General features: G+C 42.4%; 13 protein-coding genes. 4 read left to right on the forward strand and 9 right to left on the reverse strand.

Annotated features, from left to right (window positions below; translation table 11 throughout):
* Positions 1 to 93 precede the first annotated feature (93 nt).
* From KXJ59_RS06190 to hemA, 9 genes are all read right to left on the reverse strand, one after another.
* Positions 94 to 1,122 carry a hypothetical protein gene (locus tag KXJ59_RS06190; protein WP_295202196.1) on the reverse strand — a complete coding sequence of 343 codons (1,029 nt, stop codon included), beginning with the start codon at positions 1,120 to 1,122 and terminating at the stop codon, positions 94 to 96.
* A gap of 36 nt (positions 1,123 to 1,158) precedes the next feature.
* The gene (locus KXJ59_RS06195; protein ID WP_295202197.1) at positions 1,159 to 2,154 is read right to left on the reverse strand and encodes a 2-hydroxyacid dehydrogenase; all 996 of its coding nucleotides are present in this window, start codon (positions 2,152 to 2,154) and stop codon (positions 1,159 to 1,161) included.
* A 76-nt stretch (positions 2,155 to 2,230) separates the two neighbouring features.
* Complete coding sequence (hemL, locus tag KXJ59_RS06200) at positions 2,231 to 3,517, reverse strand: glutamate-1-semialdehyde 2,1-aminomutase (protein ID WP_295202198.1); 1,287 nt, start codon at positions 3,515 to 3,517, stop codon at positions 2,231 to 2,233.
* Between the two features lie 111 nt (positions 3,518 to 3,628).
* The gene (gene hemB, locus KXJ59_RS06205) at positions 3,629 to 4,606 is read right to left on the reverse strand and encodes a porphobilinogen synthase (RefSeq protein WP_295202200.1); all 978 of its coding nucleotides are present in this window, start codon (positions 4,604 to 4,606) and stop codon (positions 3,629 to 3,631) included.
* A gap of 72 nt (positions 4,607 to 4,678) precedes the next feature.
* Positions 4,679 to 5,587 carry an oxygen-dependent coproporphyrinogen oxidase gene (gene hemF / locus KXJ59_RS06210; RefSeq protein ID WP_295202201.1) on the reverse strand — a complete coding sequence of 303 codons (909 nt, stop codon included), beginning with the start codon at positions 5,585 to 5,587 and terminating at the stop codon, positions 4,679 to 4,681.
* 65 nt (positions 5,588 to 5,652) lie between these two features.
* On the reverse strand, positions 5,653 to 6,681 hold the full coding sequence (gene hemE, locus KXJ59_RS06215) for a uroporphyrinogen decarboxylase (protein WP_295202203.1): 1,029 nt from the start codon (positions 6,679 to 6,681) through the stop codon (positions 5,653 to 5,655).
* Positions 6,682 to 6,730: 49 nt separating this feature from the next.
* Positions 6,731 to 7,432, reverse strand: coding sequence for a uroporphyrinogen-III synthase (locus KXJ59_RS06220; protein ID WP_295202205.1), 702 nt, complete (start codon positions 7,430 to 7,432; stop codon positions 6,731 to 6,733).
* Positions 7,422 to 8,387 (reverse strand): hydroxymethylbilane synthase, encoded by a 966-nt coding sequence (hemC, locus tag KXJ59_RS06225; RefSeq protein WP_295202207.1) that lies wholly within the window; start codon positions 8,385 to 8,387, stop codon positions 7,422 to 7,424. Before hemC ends, KXJ59_RS06220 begins: the two co-directional genes overlap by 11 nt.
* A 6-nt stretch (positions 8,388 to 8,393) precedes the next feature.
* Positions 8,394 to 9,602, reverse strand: coding sequence for a glutamyl-tRNA reductase (gene hemA / locus KXJ59_RS06230; protein WP_295202209.1), 1,209 nt, complete (start codon positions 9,600 to 9,602; stop codon positions 8,394 to 8,396).
* A 245-nt stretch (positions 9,603 to 9,847) separates the two neighbouring features.
* Between hemA and hemH the strand changes: the two genes are divergently transcribed.
* The 4 genes from hemH to KXJ59_RS06250 all read left to right on the forward strand — a co-directional run bounded on the left by hemH (position 9,848) and on the right by KXJ59_RS06250 (position 16,102).
* Complete coding sequence (gene hemH, locus KXJ59_RS06235; protein WP_295202211.1) at positions 9,848 to 10,879, forward strand: ferrochelatase; 1,032 nt, start codon at positions 9,848 to 9,850, stop codon at positions 10,877 to 10,879.
* A gap of 109 nt (positions 10,880 to 10,988) precedes the next feature.
* On the forward strand, positions 10,989 to 11,534 hold the full coding sequence (locus KXJ59_RS06240) for a CopD family protein (RefSeq protein WP_295202213.1): 546 nt from the start codon (positions 10,989 to 10,991) through the stop codon (positions 11,532 to 11,534).
* Positions 11,535 to 11,770: 236 nt separating this feature from the next.
* On the forward strand, positions 11,771 to 15,124 hold the full coding sequence (gene ileS / locus KXJ59_RS06245) for an isoleucine--tRNA ligase (protein ID WP_295202215.1): 3,354 nt from the start codon (positions 11,771 to 11,773) through the stop codon (positions 15,122 to 15,124).
* A gap of 6 nt (positions 15,125 to 15,130) precedes the next feature.
* Complete coding sequence (locus KXJ59_RS06250) at positions 15,131 to 16,102, forward strand: TraR/DksA C4-type zinc finger protein (RefSeq protein ID WP_295202216.1); 972 nt, start codon at positions 15,131 to 15,133, stop codon at positions 16,100 to 16,102.
* Positions 16,103 to 16,175 lie beyond the last annotated feature (73 nt).

Below are 16,175 nucleotides of genomic sequence, written 5' to 3' on the forward strand. Positions count from 1 at the left end.
ACTGTAAAAATAGTAGCCACCTATTCGCAGAAATAAGTTTTGATTTGCGAATAGGTGGCTAAAAATATCTGTTAGCTGACAGGATTATATTTTTTAAAACACCTGCTTTCTTTTTAGTGAAACTGATTGGTTAGCTGCAGGAATCACCTGATCAACCATACCCACTCCTTTTGCATAGTAAGTAGTTCCTTCTATGAGTGAACGATAACTACCGCCATCGGGTTTAAATTGAATATCTCTTTTTACACTGATTACATCAGAATAAGTGGTGCCCAAAACTGAATAGCTGATGCTCTTACCCATGATGGTAAAAACAGCTTTACTCACACCTACTTCAGAACCAAATTTCACTTTTCCATACTCTGCACTTTCCCAGGTTACACCCACTGCTACATTGTCTTTGAGGAATGGGTATGAAATAAATGTACCTGGTATGGAATCGAAAATAAACAGGTAATCAAAATCTGTGGTACTCAATGCATAGTAATTTCCTGCATTGTCTTTAGAAAAGTAATATGCTTCGCCAAGCGGGTTGGTGTCGTACTGCTTGAATACTTTATTATCAAACAAAACAGTCTGGTTTGTTACTGTTACCCTGAAAGTATCAAGTGTACCCAGCTTAGGCAGGTATTCGTAGGTCCAGTTAGAGTTTAAAGTATTGGGGAAATAGTCTGTGCCTGTTCCACCGCCCGATGATCCGCCGGTTGTACTCGATACTACAGAGAAAGCGCAAAAACTTCCGTTGAAAGTGAGCACAAAATCGGCACGGTTAGGCAGGATGGGTTTACCATAACCTTTCAGTTTTACTGTTGCCGGACCGGTTGTTAAAGCAAAACCGGAATCAATAAACCACATACCATTAACCGTATCAGAATATATCTTGTATTTACCCTGGAGTGTAAAGTTCACTTTGATAATCACATAGTTACTGTCGGTCAATGATTGATCGATCACATAATCTCCCCTTACATCTGCATCTTTACAGGAACCCGAACTATCGGTTAATGAACCCTGAGCAGTACCGCCCAGTCCTGTTCCTTCCTTGCTCACCTCTTTCTGGCAAGCCCAAAAGAACAAAACAACGGATAAAAACAGCACCCATCTGGAAGTGAACTTATTCATAATGCCTTTTCTTTAGTATACTCTTATAGACTAAAATTAAACCAATAACGCAGCCTGATCCTTCAAATTACTATTTTTTAGTAATTGCAACACATTATTTAACGTAGTAATAGCAATTTGAGACAGGGCTTCATCGGTGAAAAAGGCCTGGTGAGCGGTGATCAGCACATTGGGAAAGCTCATCAGGCGCTGGATATCATCATCCTGGATGATATTGGTTGATAAGTCCCTGAAAAACAACTTTTCTTCCTGTTCATATACATCCAGTCCGAGTGCGCCTACATACCCTTTTTTGAGTGCCTGAATCATGATTTTGGTATCGATCAGTGCCCCCCGACCTGTGTTGATGAGCATGGCTCCTTTTTTTATATAGTCTATCGTTTCCGGACCAATTAGGTGTCGGGTCTGTTCATTTAATGGGCAATGAAGTGAGATGACATCGGATTGTAATACTTCTATCAGGGGATGATAAGTTACCCCGATGGATTCCATCTCCCTGTTGGCAATCAAATCGAAAGCTTTCACCCTGCAACCAAACCCTAGCATGATTCTGCAAAATGCCTGACCAATATTTCCTGTTCCGATAACACCCACTGTTTTGCCATGTAGGTTAAATCCCAATAATCCATTTAATGAGAAATTCTGTTCACGAACACGGTTATAGGCTTTATGTGTTTTACGATTGAGGGTAAGTATCATGGCTACTGCGTGTTCAGCAACAGCTTCGGGTGAATAGGCAGGCACCCTGCAAACACGGATTCCGTGTTTGCGGCAGGCTTCTATATCAACATTATTGAAGCCTGCACAACGGAGCGCGATCACTTTAATACCATAATCTTTCAATAAAGCAATAACAGGAGCTGTTACTTTATCATTCACAAACACACAAACGGAATCTGATCCTTTAGCAAGAGAAGATGTGTTTTCATCTAATGCCATATCAAGAAGATTCAACTCAAATCCCAGTGAGTCATTGAACCGCTCAAAGAAAGTACGGTCGTATGGTTGCGAGGAGAAGAAGGTGATTTTCATGGGGTAAAGATAGTGAGTAGTGAGTAGTGAGTGTGTGGTAGAAAAATACTCACTACTGACTATTCACTACTCACTATCAAAGAATCTCTGCAAGACTTTCAGCCGTTGCCTGAATGGTTGCATCTAAATCGGCATAGCTTAACGCATTATTCAAAAACCAGCTTTCATAGGCAGAAGGTGGTAAGTAGATACCACGTTTCAGCATGGCATGGAAATATTTATTGAATAAGCTGTTATTGGCAGCAGCGGCCGATGCAAAATCAGTAACAGGTTGTTCACTGAAATGAATACTGATCATGGATCCCTGTCTGTTAATAACAAAAGCTGTACCTGATGCAGCCAGTACTTTATTCAATCCATCATGCAGGTAGGCCGTTTTGTCGTTTAATTCCTGGTAGATAGACGGATTGTTTTTTAGTTCATGTAACAAAGTATAACCGGCAATCATGGCAATGGGGTTACCACTCAGTGTGCCGGCCTGGTATACATTACCGAGCGGTGCAATTTTTTCCATAATGGCGCGCTTGCCACCAAAAGCACCAACGGGCATACCGGCACCAATCACTTTTCCGTAAGTAATCAGGTCGGCATCTATCTTCAACACTTCCTGTGCACCTCCTGCTGCTAAACGAAAACCGGTCATCACTTCATCAAAAATGAAAACAATGCCTTCTTCATTACAGATCTGTCTTAGTCCTTCCAGAAAACCGGGTTGTGGGAGGATACAGCCCATATTGCCCGCAACGGGTTCAATAATAATGGCAGCGATTTCATTTTTATGTGTAGACACCAATGAACGAACTGCTTCGAGGTCGTTATAGGCACAGGTGAGTGTATCATTAGAAACACCACCAGTAATACCCGGCACCGTTTGAATATCAAATGTAGCCAGGCCACTTCCGGCTTTTACCAGAAAAGCATCGGCATGGCCATGATAACAGCCTTCAAATTTGATGAATTTATTTCTGCCGGTATATCCTCTCGCCAAACGCAAAGCACTCATACAGGCTTCAGTTCCGCTACTTACCATGCGAATGAGATCGACATTAGGCGCCATGCTTTTAATGAGCTCGGCCATTTCAATCTCTAACTGAGTAGGTGCACCATAAGAGGTTGATAAAACCGCTTTTTCCTGGATGGCTTTTACAACAGGTTCATAAGCATGACCGAGAATCATTGGTCCCCAGGAAGCGATATAATCGATGAAACGATTGCCATCAGCATCATAGAGATAAGCACCTTTTGCTTTTTCAATGAATATCGGTGTGCCACCTACACTTTTGAAGGCACGTACAGGAGAATTTACGCCACCGGGAATAGATTGTTGTGCGCGTTGGAAGAGGGAAATACTTTTATCGTACATACTATTTTTTTACCACAGAGTTACACAGAGTTTACCACGGAGTTACACAGAGGGAGATAACCGTGCAACTCTGTGCCATACTCCGTGTTACTCAGTGGTAAAAATTTACTATCAGGAATTAATCAACTTAATAACATCTTTCGCGAAATAGGTTGCAATTAAATCTGCGCCAGCCCTTTTAATAGATGTAAGGCTTTCAATAATTGCTTTTTCTTCATTCAGCCAGCCCATTTTTGCTGCTGCTTTTATCATGGCATATTCACCACTTACCTGATAGGCACTCACCGGTACCTCCACTGCGTTTTTTACTTCACGAATTATATCGAGATAAGCCATGGCTGGTTTTACCATTACAATATCAGCACCTTCTTCTACATCCATAATGGTTTCTTTGATGGCTTCTGTTCTGTTCGCAAAATCCATCTGGTATGTTTTCTTATCACCGAATCCTGGCGCACTATCCAGTGCATCTCTGAACGGGCCATAAAAGCAGGATGCATATTTGGCACTGTAACTCATAATCCCCACTTTGGTAAAACCTGTTTCTTCCAGCCCGGTTCTGATGGCGCCTATACGTCCATCCATCATATCACTGGGCGCTACAAAATCGCAACCGGCTTCTGCATGGCTGATGCTCATCTTCACCAAAGCTTCAACGGTTTCATCATTCACAATTTCACCATCTTTTACAATGCCATCATGTCCATACGAAGAGAAGGGATCCAATGCCACATCAGTCATTACCACAATGCCCGGAACAGCCTCTTTGATGGCTTTGATGCTTCGTTGCATTAATCCATTTTTGTTCCAGGCTTCTTTGCCAGTATTGTCTTTGAGTTCGTCTTTACATTTAATAAAAAGCAAAATGCAACGAATACCCATATCCCATAGAGATTTCACTTCTTTTACAGTTAAATCAAGCGACATCCGGTAATAACCGGGCATGGAAGCAATTTCTGTTTTTACATTTTGGCCCTCATCAATAAATAAAGGAGCAATAAAGTTTGCCGGATTAAGAATAGTTTCAGCAACCATAGATCTTATGACAGGTGACTGGCGAAGGATTCGATTGCGTCTCTGTAAAAACATAGTTGATGTATTTATTGATGTCAGATGTCAGATCGCAGATATATTACATCAGACATCTGCGATCTGACATTATTAAATCCATTCTTTCGGGTACAAACAAGCCTGTAACAATTTCCATTCCTCCGAACCTTCCTGCGGCTGGTAGTTGTAATCAAACCGTACCGTTGGCGGAAGACTCATCAGGATGCTTTCAATTCGTCCGTTGGTTTTGAGGCCAAAGATAGTTCCTCTGTCGTGTACCAGATTAAACTCTGTGTATCTGCCTCTTCGTATTTCCTGCCAGTATTTATTTTCAGGACTAAAATTGCTGTGTTTTCTTTTCTCTATAATGGGAATATAACTCTCTATAAATGCATAACCGCATACTTTAGCAAAATCCATCCAGAAATGAACATCTTTTGTTTCATCCGGACGCTGGTAGTCGTAGAAAATACCTCCCAGCCCTCTTCTCTCTTTATTGCGATGCCAGTTTACAAAGTACTCATCACACTCATGCTTGAATGTTGGGTAAAAATAACTATCAAACTGATCGCATGCATCTTTGTAAGTCTGATGAAAATGTTTTACATCTTCTTCAAACAAATAATAAGGAGTTAAGTCGGTTCCACCGCCAAACCATCTGTCGATCACTGAGCCTGTTTCATCATATAGTTCAAACATCCGGTAATTACAATGTACGGTAGGTACAAAAGGGTTACAAGGATGAATGACAAGACTCAGTCCACAGGCAAACCAGCTATGCCCATTGATCTTTAGTTGAGTGCGCATCAGATCAGTTACTTCTCCATATACTACAGAAGTATTTACACCGCCTTTTTCCAATACATCACCATTGCTTATAACACGCGTACGTCCACCACCACCTTCGGGGCGATCCCATTTGTCTTCCTGAAATTTTGCTTTCCCATCCGTTTTCTCCAGTGCGGTACAAATATCATCCTGTAACTGGTGAATGAAGGATATCCATTGTTCTTTTATCATACACGTGTATTAGTGAGTAGTGAGTGGTGAGTAGTCAGTAGTTTTTACTCACTACTGACTGCTCACTAAGCATGTCTAAATTCTTTCACCGCATCTACAAATGCCCTTGCATGGTCAACGGGTACGTTGGGGAGAATGCCGTGTCCGAGATTGGCAATATGTCTGCCCGGACCAAATGCACGGAGCATATCTTTTACTTCTTTTTGTATCACAGGAATGGGCGACAATAATTTCGCCGGATCAAAATTTCCTTGCAGTGTTACATTATTGCCTGCAAACTGACGAGCCATTTCCGGCTTGATACACCAATCGATTCCCAAACCATGCGCTCCTGTTGCAGCCATGCTGTCGAGGCTGTGCCATGCGCCTTTTGCAAAAATGATGGTGGGTACTTCCTCTTTTACAGCGGCAACAATCTGGCGAATATATTTGAGAGAAAAAGTCTCAAAATCGTGTGGACTCAGTAGTCCACCCCAGCTGTCAAAAATCTGAACGGTATCTGCACCTGCTTTTACCTGTGCTTTCAGGTAGGCGATCGTGGTGTCAGTAATCATTTGTAATAACTGATGTGCCAGTTCCGGTTGGGTATAACAAAATGCTTTGGCCTCATCAAATGTTTTGGAACCTTTACCCTGTACCATATAACAGAGTAAGGTCCACGGAGCGCCGGCGAAACCGATCAATGGTACTCTTCCATTCAGCTCTTGTTTAATCAGTTTGATGGCATCCATTACATAGCCCAATGTTTCATGAACATCCGGTACACGAACACGGGTAAGATCTTTTGCGGTTTTGACCGGATCAGGCAGAAAAGGTCCTTTACTTTCTATCAGTTGCACTTCCAGTCCCATAGCCTGCGGCACCACCAGGATATCTGAAAATAAAATGGCTGCATCCACACCCACAATATCTACGGGTTGTAAAGTAATCTCACAGGCGAGTTCAGGTGTCTGGCAACGTTCAAAGAATCCGTATTTCTCACGTAATACCATATACTCGGGGAGGTAACGCCCGGCCTGACGCATCATCCACACAGGGGTTCTTTCAGTTGTTTCACCACGAAGGGTTCGGAGGAGGAGATCGTTTTGTAGCATAGAGATTTGAGTGAATAGTGAGTAGTGAGCAGTGAGTAAAAAATCCTCACTACTCACTAAAATGATTAATCGCCTTTCTTACCAGTTCATCTTTTCCCGGCATTGTGGCAGTGATTATTTTATTGTTTGAATATTGTTTGATGGCAGTTGCTGTTGTATGGCCAATGGCAAATAAAACAGTATGATCCGCAGGTTTGTTTAACCTAAAGTAACTATCTACAGCGCTGGGACTAAAAAACAGGATAGCATGGTATTCCTGTTCAATTTTTTTGTGTAATGGAATGGTTCTGTATACTACCACTTCATTTACATCCATACCTGCTTCAACAAGTTTACCGGGTAATTCATCTCTTCGCTGGTCGCCGCAAAAGAAAACTACTTCATCTGTTTCGCCAGCTTCTAAGATTGCATCTGCAAGATCAGCAGCGTTATTACCCGTTCCTGCAATGGCCTGGTCGCCGAAATATTCCCGTATAATTTGGGCGGTGGTATTACCCATGCAGTAAATATTCCATTCAGGTACCTGCTGATCAAGCATAGTGATGACCGATTCAACTGCATTCATGCTGGTGAATACTACCGTAGCGTATTGCAAAGCTACTTGTTCCACTTCCTGCTGAATGTCGACTTCGAGCACAGGCTCTGTATCTATCAATGGAATAAGCGCTAACTGAATACCATTTTCTGCTGCTTCATCTACCAATGCCTGCTTAACCGGTCTGGTGCATAATATGGATATATTAGTTGCCATTGTTCCTGATCGCTTTTATGATTTCAGCACCCCCTTTTTCTGTTATCTCCTTTGCTGCTTCAGTTCCTATTTGTTTGGCATTGATAAGGCTTGTTTTTTTGTTTACTTCTATTTTCTGTTTTCCATCCAGTGATAAAATATTTCCTTTGAAAACAATTTCATCACCCACTATTTCTGCCAGTGCACTTATAGGTGTGGCACATCCTCCCATTAAAACACGCAAAAACTGTCGCTCTGCAGTAGCGCAAACAGCGGTATTGTAATGATTAAGCTGATGGCATTGCTGAAACAGGTCTTCCTCCTCCTCTCTGCATACCACCATTACGGCCCCTTGTGCAGGTGCAGGCAACATCCAGTCTAATTCAATCGATTTTTCCGGACGCAGATTAATTCTTTCCAAACCCGCTGCCGCAAAAATGGCGCCCTGCCAGTTACTCTCTGCTAATTTGCGTAAACGCGTATTTACATTACCCCGCAGGTTCTCGAACTGGTGATGAGGATACCTGTTGAGCCACTGGGCTTTGCGGCGTACACTGCTGGTGGCAAATAGTCCATGGCCTATGGTGAATGGTCCATGGTCCATTGACCATTCACCATTCACGAACCCGATGGCTTCAGGCGTTGCCTCATCTTTATACACCAACAGGTCTTTATGCGAGGCTCTTTTCAGCACTGCTGCTTCTCTGATGCCTTTTGCCAGTTGTGTGGGCACGTCTTTCATGGAATGAACGGCGATATCAATTTTATTACTCAACAATGCAGCATCCAGTGTTTTGGTGAAAATACCCTGTACACCTATTTCATACAATGGGGTAACCAGGTCAATATCGCCTTCACTTTTAATGTACACGAGTTCGGAAGCTATTTCTTTTTCTTTCAATAGCTTCTGTACCCATGTAGCCTGCCACACGGCTAACTGACTGTCGCGTGTGCCAATTCTGATTACCTTATTCATCGTTGCTTAATGACTGCTGGTCATGAAATCGTTGATCGCTTCAATGTAGTAACAACCTGGCTGGTGCCTGTTGCGCATTTTAACGGCTACATTGTTTACCACTTTCTGAATGGCTTCCGTATTAATATCTTCTGATGCCCTGCGTGAAGTTAAAAATAATCCGCAGGAATGCATATCATGTAATTTCTGTTTCACCGCCTTTAGTACCGGAACATGACGGCGTTGGCTGCTCCATACCATAAACTCTTGCATATGGTGCTTAATAATGGCCAATGCTCTTGGTACTTCAGCCCTGCGTTTGCGGATCGTCTGATCGTTGATTCTGGAAAGATCATCCACATTGGCAAGTACAATACCGGGCTGCTGTGCAAGCGAAGGTTCAATATTATTGGGGATGGAGAGATCAATCAATATTTTTGGCCTGTCTGATTTAACATTTACTGTGTTCAATACAGGTTTTTCTGCATTGGTAGCCACAATTACAATATCGGCATGATGAACTTCGGTTTCAAGCTCGTTCCAGTTAGCATGCATGAGGCTCATACCTGCTGCCAGTTCTATCGCTCTTTCTTCGGTTCTGTTGATAAGTGTAATATTACGGGTATCTAAATAATCGACCAGGTTCTTACAGGTATTACGACCAATTTTTCCGGTACCAAGCAGTACAATTTTTTTGTTACTTGTATCTGCTAATTGCTCGCGGATAAACTGAATGGCTGCAAATGATACAGAAATAGTACCACCACTTAAAGCGGTTTCATTTTTTATTTGTTTGGACGATTGTAAAACAGTGTTGAATAGGCGCTCCATAAATGAGCCGATCATTCCTTTTTCTTTGGCAAATTTTACTGCCAGTTTCATCTGACCCACTATTTCATAGTCACCCAGTATTTGTGAATCAAGTCCAGCTCCTACAGAAAAAATATGTTCTAATGCTGCGGCATCCTTTTTTATATAACATAACTGGAGAAATGTTTCAGCATCACCAACGGTTACTTCGCAGAGTAAGTGGATGAGGGTATCGGCATCGGGAGCAAGGCCATAAATTTCCGTTCTGTTACAGGTACTTAAGACAAAGAGTTCCTTAAGACCAAGTTTGGCGGCATTACTCAGAATGCTGCTGTATTGGTCAGGATTGATCGCAAAATCTCCACGGATGGCTGCATCCGTCTTCTTATAGTTGATTCCTGCTACAAAAAATTGTCCTTTCTCCATAAACTACTACGATCCTTTATGTCTCGCTTCAAATAAGTACGCAAAGGTATCCCGCATGGTTTCTTTAAAAACATGACAAACGTCATTACATTGTCATTTCTCTGTCAGGATTTTATACAAACGGTAGTTTTCTTACTTAAATTAAATCTGGTTGGGCCCTGCTCTCGTTGGTTTTACGAAACAATCGTCGCAGAACTTTTTGCAATGCAGATTGTTCATCTACTTTTGCAAACTTAAACCGGTCTATGGCAACAAACGCGAAGAGAGCACTTTTACTGATGAACCTGGGATCACCCGATTCAACATCGGTAAAAGATGTAAGAAGATACCTGAATGAATTTTTAATGGATGGTCGTGTGATTGATATTCCTTATATAGTTCGCAGTTTACTGGTAAGGGGTATCATTGTTCCTTTTCGCGCACCAAAATCAGCCGCCGCCTACCGCAGTATCTGGACCGATGAAGGCTCTCCTTTAATTGTACTTACCAAGCAGTTGCAGGAAGCGGTTCAGCAACAAATAGCAGAACCGGTTGCCATTGCCATGCGTTATGGAAACCCTTCGCCTAAACAGGCTTACGATCAATTGTTGAAAGAACATCCGGGTCTGGAAGAAGTGGTTTTATTGCCATTGTACCCACACTATGCCATGAGCAGTTATGAAACGGCGGTTGAGTATGCCAAAGAACATCATGCAAAGGGTAATTATCCTTTTAAATTGAACATTATTCAGCCTTTTTATGATGATGCAGATTATATAGATGCATTGGCGCAGTCTATGAAGCCTTACACCGAACTGGAATACGATCATTTTCTATTCAGTTACCATGGTGTTCCGCAAAGACATATCCGTAAAAGTGATACTACAGGGTGCCATTGTTTGCAGGTAAGTAATTGTTGTGAAACAGCTTCAGCAGCTCATGCTACCTGTTACAGACACCAACTGGTAGTTACAACAAAACTGGTTGCAGAAAAATTAGGTATACCCAAAGAGAAATACAGTATTTCATTTCAATCCCGATTAGGCAAAGGCTGGCTGGAACCCTTTACCGACAAGCGTTTGGAAGCCATGCCGGGAGAAGGCATCAAAAAATTACTTATAGCCTGTCCTGCATTTATCAGCGATTGTCTGGAAACCATTGAGGAAATAGGGGAAGAGGGTAAGGAAACTTTTATGCATGCTGGCGGAGAATCTTTTACACTGATACCATGTTTAAATACGCATCCGGCCTGGGTGAGGACCATTATTAAGCAATTTGGAAATTTGGAGATGAGCTGATTTGGAAATGATAAGTACTTTTATATAAGTAACAAAAGTAAAAGGATAATGAAGTCAGCATATTGAATGCTGCCTCATTTCCAAATTTCCAAATTTCCAAATTTCCAAATTGTACAATTATTTAAAAGCCCTCCACATCATCTTCATCGTAACCTGGTTTGCGGGGATGTTTTATATGCCCAGGCTTTTTATTTATGCCACAGAAGCCGGGGAGAAGAGTGAAACCGAGAAGAAAATTTTACGCGAGCAGTTTGCAGTTATGATGAAAAGACTCTGGTATGGAATTACCTGGCCTTCAGCTGTGCTTACATTGATACTGGGATTATCTGTTTTATTTCATGGCGGCTGGCATAAAACCCTGTTCGATGCTGCCGGAACCTGGTTACTGGTGAAATTGATCTTTGTTGTCTTTTTATACCTCTATCATTTTTCACTACACCGCATTTTTAAACAGGAAATGGCGGGTATTTATAAGTATAGTTCCAATCAGCTCAGGATATGGAATGAACTGGCCACTATTTTCCTGGTGGCCATTGTTATGCTCGTAGTGGTAAAACAAAGCCTCAGTTTTGTATGGGGACTGGCTGGACTTTTACTTTTTGTACTGCTTCTCATGAGTGCCATCCGCATTTATAAGCGGGTAAGAAGGGGTTGATTAAAAATGCAAAAGCCAAAAGGCAAAAGTCAAAAAAGAAATCTGCTTCACAGTTTAATGTGTAATTAATTGATTTACAATAAAATAAGTCATAACTTATCCTTCCTTTTTTGACTTTTGGCTTTTCAATTTTGACTTTTGACTTTTCACTTTTCCTCCCCTATATTTCTTACCTTCGCAGCCTTTAAAACCTGCCTGAGAGGGCATTTCAGGTAAAGCAAGACGATCAGAAGACTATGAGCGCTAAATACACGGAATTTTCAGGATTGAACCTCCCGGCCATAGAAAAAGAAATACTGGCCAAATGGAAGGATGGACAGGCATTTGAACAAAGTGTTTCATTGCGTGAGGGTAAAACACCATTTGTGTTTTATGAAGGTCCACCCAGTGCCAATGGTATGCCGGGTATTCACCACGTTATTTCCCGTACGTTGAAGGATATGGTTTGTCGCTATAAAACCATGCAGGGCTTCCAGGTAAAGCGCAAAGGCGGATGGGATACACATGGTTTACCTGTAGAATTAGGGGTGGAGAAAGAACTGGGTATTACCAAAGAAGATATCGGTAAGAAAATTTCAGTGGAAGAATACAACCAGAAATGTCGCGAAGCAGTAATGCGTTATAAAGACATCTGGGATGATATTACTACCAAAATGGGTTATTGGGTTGATTTAAATGACCCTTACATCACATTCGATAATAAATACATTGAATCGCTCTGGTGGATTTTAAGTCAGTTGTATAAAAAAAGCTATCTCTATGAAAGCGTTTCTATACAGCCCTATTCTCCTGCTGCAGGAACAGGATTGAGTTCACATGAACTGAACCAGCCCGGAACGTACAAGGATGTGAAGGATACCAGTGCAGTGGCGATGTTTAAAGCGATAAAGGATAACAAGACGCAGTTTCTTTTTGATGCGGCAGGTTCTGATGAAGTGTTCTTCATGGCCTGGACTACTACTCCGTGGACACTTCCTTCGAATTTGGGTTTGACGGTTGGGCCGAATATCGACTATGTTCTGGTAAATACATTTAATCCGTATACACATCTTTCAGTAAATGTTGTTGTAGCAAAAAACTTACTGGGTAAATATTTCAAGCCGGAAGGAGAGAATGGAGATTTTGCAGGCTACAATGCCGAAATAAAATTACTACCCTGGAAAATTCTTACTGAATTCAAAGGTGCAGCTATTGAAGACGCTACTTATGAGCAACTGCTTCCATACGAAGCTAACTCACCATCAGTAGTAGAAGAAATTACTCCCGGTGCAAAACCGTTCCGTGTATTGTGTGGCGATTTTGTAACAACTGAAGACGGTACCGGTATTGTACACACAGCTCCTGCATTTGGAGCAGATGACTATAAGGTGGGACAGAAATACAATATCGGTATACTCACCATGGTTGACCGGGAAGGAAAATTTGTGGATGGACTGGGTGAATTCAGTGGTCGGTATGTAAAGAATTACAAAGACGATAAAGATTATGTGGATGTAAATGTTGACATCTGCGTAAAACTGAAAAAAGAAAACCGCGCTTTCAAGGTGGAGAAGTATGAGCACAGTTATCCGCATTGCTGGAGAACAGATAAGCCAATTCTCTATTATCCTTTGGATGCCTGGTTTATTAAAACCACTGCAGTAAAAGACAGGATGGTAGAACTGAATAAAACCATTAACTGGAAACCAAAAAGCACCGGTGAGGGACGTTTTGGTAACTGGCTGGAAAATATGGTGGACTGGAACCTGAGTCGTAGCCGTTATTGGGGAACACCTTTACCGGTATGGCGCACAGAGGATGGTACAGAGGAAATTTGTATTGGTTCTATTGAGGAATTAAATGAAGGTATTCGCAAAGCCAGTGAAGTATTGGGTGGCGATGTCAACAAAAATTATTTACATGAAGGAATACTCGATCTGCATAAACCTTATGTAGATGAGATTGTGCTGGTAAGCGCTTCTGGCAAACCCATGCACCGTGTACCCGATTTGATTGATGTGTGGTTCGATAGCGGTGCCATGCCTTATGCACAGTGGCATTATCCGTTTGAGAATAAAACATTGGTTGATAAAGGTGAAGCGTTTCCCGCCGACTTTATTGCAGAAGGGGTAGACCAGACCCGTGGTTGGTTTTACACTTTACACGCTATTGGTGTGATGTTGTTTGACAGCGTGGCTTACAAAACCGTAGTGAGTAACGGATTGGTGTTAGACAAGAACGGAAACAAAATGAGCAAACGCCTGGGCAATGTGGTGAATCCGTTTGAAACCATTGAAAAATATGGTGCCGACGCCACCCGCTGGTACCTTATTACCAATGCATCGCCCTGGGATAACCTGAAATTTGATCTTGCCGGTATTCAGGAAGTACAACGTAAATTTTTTGGTACACTCTATAATACTTACCAGTTCTTTGTGCTTTATGCCAATGTAGATGGGTTTGCTTTTAAAGAAGCACCTGTTTCCCTGGCCGAAAGACCGGAGATTGACCGATGGATTCTTTCTTCGCTCAATACATTGGTGAAAAAAGTAACAGCCGCTTTAGACGATTATGAACCCACACTGGCGGGTCGTGCCATCGAAGAATTTGTAGACGAGCACCTGAGTAACTGGTATGTTCGTTTATGTCGCCGTCGTTTCTGGAAAGGAGAATATGAGTTGGATAAGATCAGTGCTTACCAGACTTTATACGAATGCCTGGAAACCGTTGTAAGACTGATGGCCCCCATTTCACCTTTCTTTAGTGATGCGGTGTTCCGTAACCTGAATGCGGTAACCGGAAGGTTTACTGCAGTTTCTGTACATCATGCAGATTTTGCTGTAGCCAATGAAACAGTCATCGACCCGGCTTTGGAAGAAAGGATGCAACTGGCACAGGATGTTTGTTCGCTGGTATTGTCGCTGCGTAAGAAAGTAAATATTAAAGTACGTCAGCCATTGCAGAAAGTGTTGATACCGGTGCTTAATCCAACCATGAAACAACAACTGGAGCTGATTGAAGACCTGATTAAGGCGGAAGTGAATGTAAAGGAGATGGAATACATCACCGATACAGAAGGAATCATCAAGAAAAAAATCAAACCCAATTTCAAAGCACTGGGTACCAAACTGGGGGCAAAGATGAAGGCCGCAGGTGCGTTAATCACAGCTTTTGGTCAGCATGAGATTGCTACGATTGAAAAAGAAGGTTCAATAAACCTCGATCTGGATGGCGAAAGCGTGAATATCCTGCTTTTTGAGGTGGAAATAGCTGCTGAAGATATTCCGGGATGGAGCGTGGCAAGTAAGGGTAGCCTTACTGTGGCCCTGGATATTACCCTTACAGATGAGTTGAAACAGGAGGGAGATGCCCGCGAATTCGTGAATCGGATACAAAATATTCGGAAAGAAAGCGGTTTTGAACTCACAGACCGTATATTCGTGACCGTGCTTGAGGCTGAAAGTCTTAAGCCGTCCATTGTTAAGTATAACGATTATATTTGCCGCGAAATTTTGGCAGATGTCATACAATGGGTACCTGAAATAACTGAGGGTACTGAAATTGAAGTAAATGACAGCCTGTTGAAAGTGGTAGTAAACAAAAAAGGATAAAAGCGTATGGCTACTAAAAAACCAGCCCCTAAGGCAGCAAAAAAACCGGCTCCAAAGGCGGCACCAGCCAAGAAAACAGCTTCAAAACCAGCACCTAAGAAGGTTGCTGCCAAACCTGCGCCTAAAAAAGCGGCTAAACCCGCCCCAAAGCCAGCCCCTAAAAAAGAGGCTCCGGCCAAAAAAGCAGCTCCTGTAAAGAAAGTTGTTAAGCCAGCTCCTAAACCGGCCCCCAAAGCGGCACCCGCCAAAGCGCCAGTGAAAGCAGCCAAGCCAGCCCCTAAACAGGCTCCAAAAACGGCAGCGCCGGCTCCTGGTATAAAAAGAGTGGTAACCGTACTTAAACATGGTGCAAAAGCCCCTGTTCCTGCTGCCAAACCAGCTCCGCCGGCAAAACCGGTATCGGTTCCTTTACCTCCGATGAAAAAACCGGAGCCAAAAGGTCCACCCACACCACCCGTAAAACCAGTTAGAAAGGCTCCTGAGCCACTGAAAGAAGTAAAAGTTCCAAAAATCAATACTAAAAGCAGTGTGTCTTACCAGCCCGGATATACACCATTAGAAAAAAGAATAGAAACTGTGAGAAACAACGAGACTTTAGTGAAATACAGCGATGCGGATTTAAATGAGTTCCGTGAACTGATCAATAAAAAATTGGAAGCTGCGAAAAAAGAACTGACCTATTTACAAGGCCTGATTACGCGTAAAGATGAAATGGGTGGCGATAATGACGATGCCCGTTACATGACGATGGAAGATGGCAGTATGAGTATGGAAAGGGAGCAACTGAGCCAGATGGCCAGCAGGCAGATCACTTATATTGATCACCTGGAAAAAGCCATCATGCGTATTGAAAACAAAACCTATGGTATTTGCCGTGTTACCGGTAAGCTGATCGACAAAGCCCGCTTACGTGCTGTACCACACGCAACTTTAAGTTTAGAAGCAAAACTGGGATTGGTGAAGCCGAGTGCGGAATAATCTTTCCCCCCGCCCCTGAAGGGGATTAACTATAATAACAGAGCCGCTTAGATTTTCTAAGCGGCTCTGTTAT

It is taken from the genome of Sediminibacterium sp., assembly GCF_019264485.1.
GTDB lineage: Bacteria > Bacteroidota > Bacteroidia > Chitinophagales > Chitinophagaceae > Sediminibacterium.

Bases quoted from the DNA above. Each gene is read 5' to 3' on its own strand.
- KXJ59_RS06195 (WP_295202197.1), bottom strand. From the start codon at position 2,154: ATGAAAATCACCTTCTTCTCCTCGCAACCATACGACCGTACTTTCTTT.
- hemB (WP_295202200.1), bottom strand. From the start codon at position 4,606: ATGTTTTTACAGAGACGCAATCGAATCCTTCGCCAGTCACCTGTCATA.
- hemC (WP_295202207.1), bottom strand. From the start codon at position 8,387: ATGAATAAGGTAATCAGAATTGGCACACGCGACAGTCAGTTAGCCGTG.
- hemE (WP_295202203.1), bottom strand. From the start codon at position 6,681: ATGCTACAAAACGATCTCCTCCTCCGAACCCTTCGTGGTGAAACAACT.
- hemL (WP_295202198.1), bottom strand. From the start codon at position 3,517: ATGTACGATAAAAGTATTTCCCTCTTCCAACGCGCACAACAATCTATT.
- hemF (WP_295202201.1), bottom strand. From the start codon at position 5,587: ATGATAAAAGAACAATGGATATCCTTCATTCACCAGTTACAGGATGAT.
- KXJ59_RS06220 (WP_295202205.1), bottom strand. From the start codon at position 7,432: ATGGCAACTAATATATCCATATTATGCACCAGACCGGTTAAGCAGGCA.
- hemA (WP_295202209.1), bottom strand. From the start codon at position 9,602: ATGGAGAAAGGACAATTTTTTGTAGCAGGAATCAACTATAAGAAGACG.
- KXJ59_RS06250 (WP_295202216.1), top strand. From the start codon at position 15,131: ATGGCTACTAAAAAACCAGCCCCTAAGGCAGCAAAAAAACCGGCTCCA.
- hemH (WP_295202211.1), top strand. From the start codon at position 9,848: ATGGCAACAAACGCGAAGAGAGCACTTTTACTGATGAACCTGGGATCA.
- KXJ59_RS06190 (WP_295202196.1), bottom strand. From the start codon at position 1,122: ATGAATAAGTTCACTTCCAGATGGGTGCTGTTTTTATCCGTTGTTTTG.
- ileS (WP_295202215.1), top strand. From the start codon at position 11,771: ATGAGCGCTAAATACACGGAATTTTCAGGATTGAACCTCCCGGCCATA.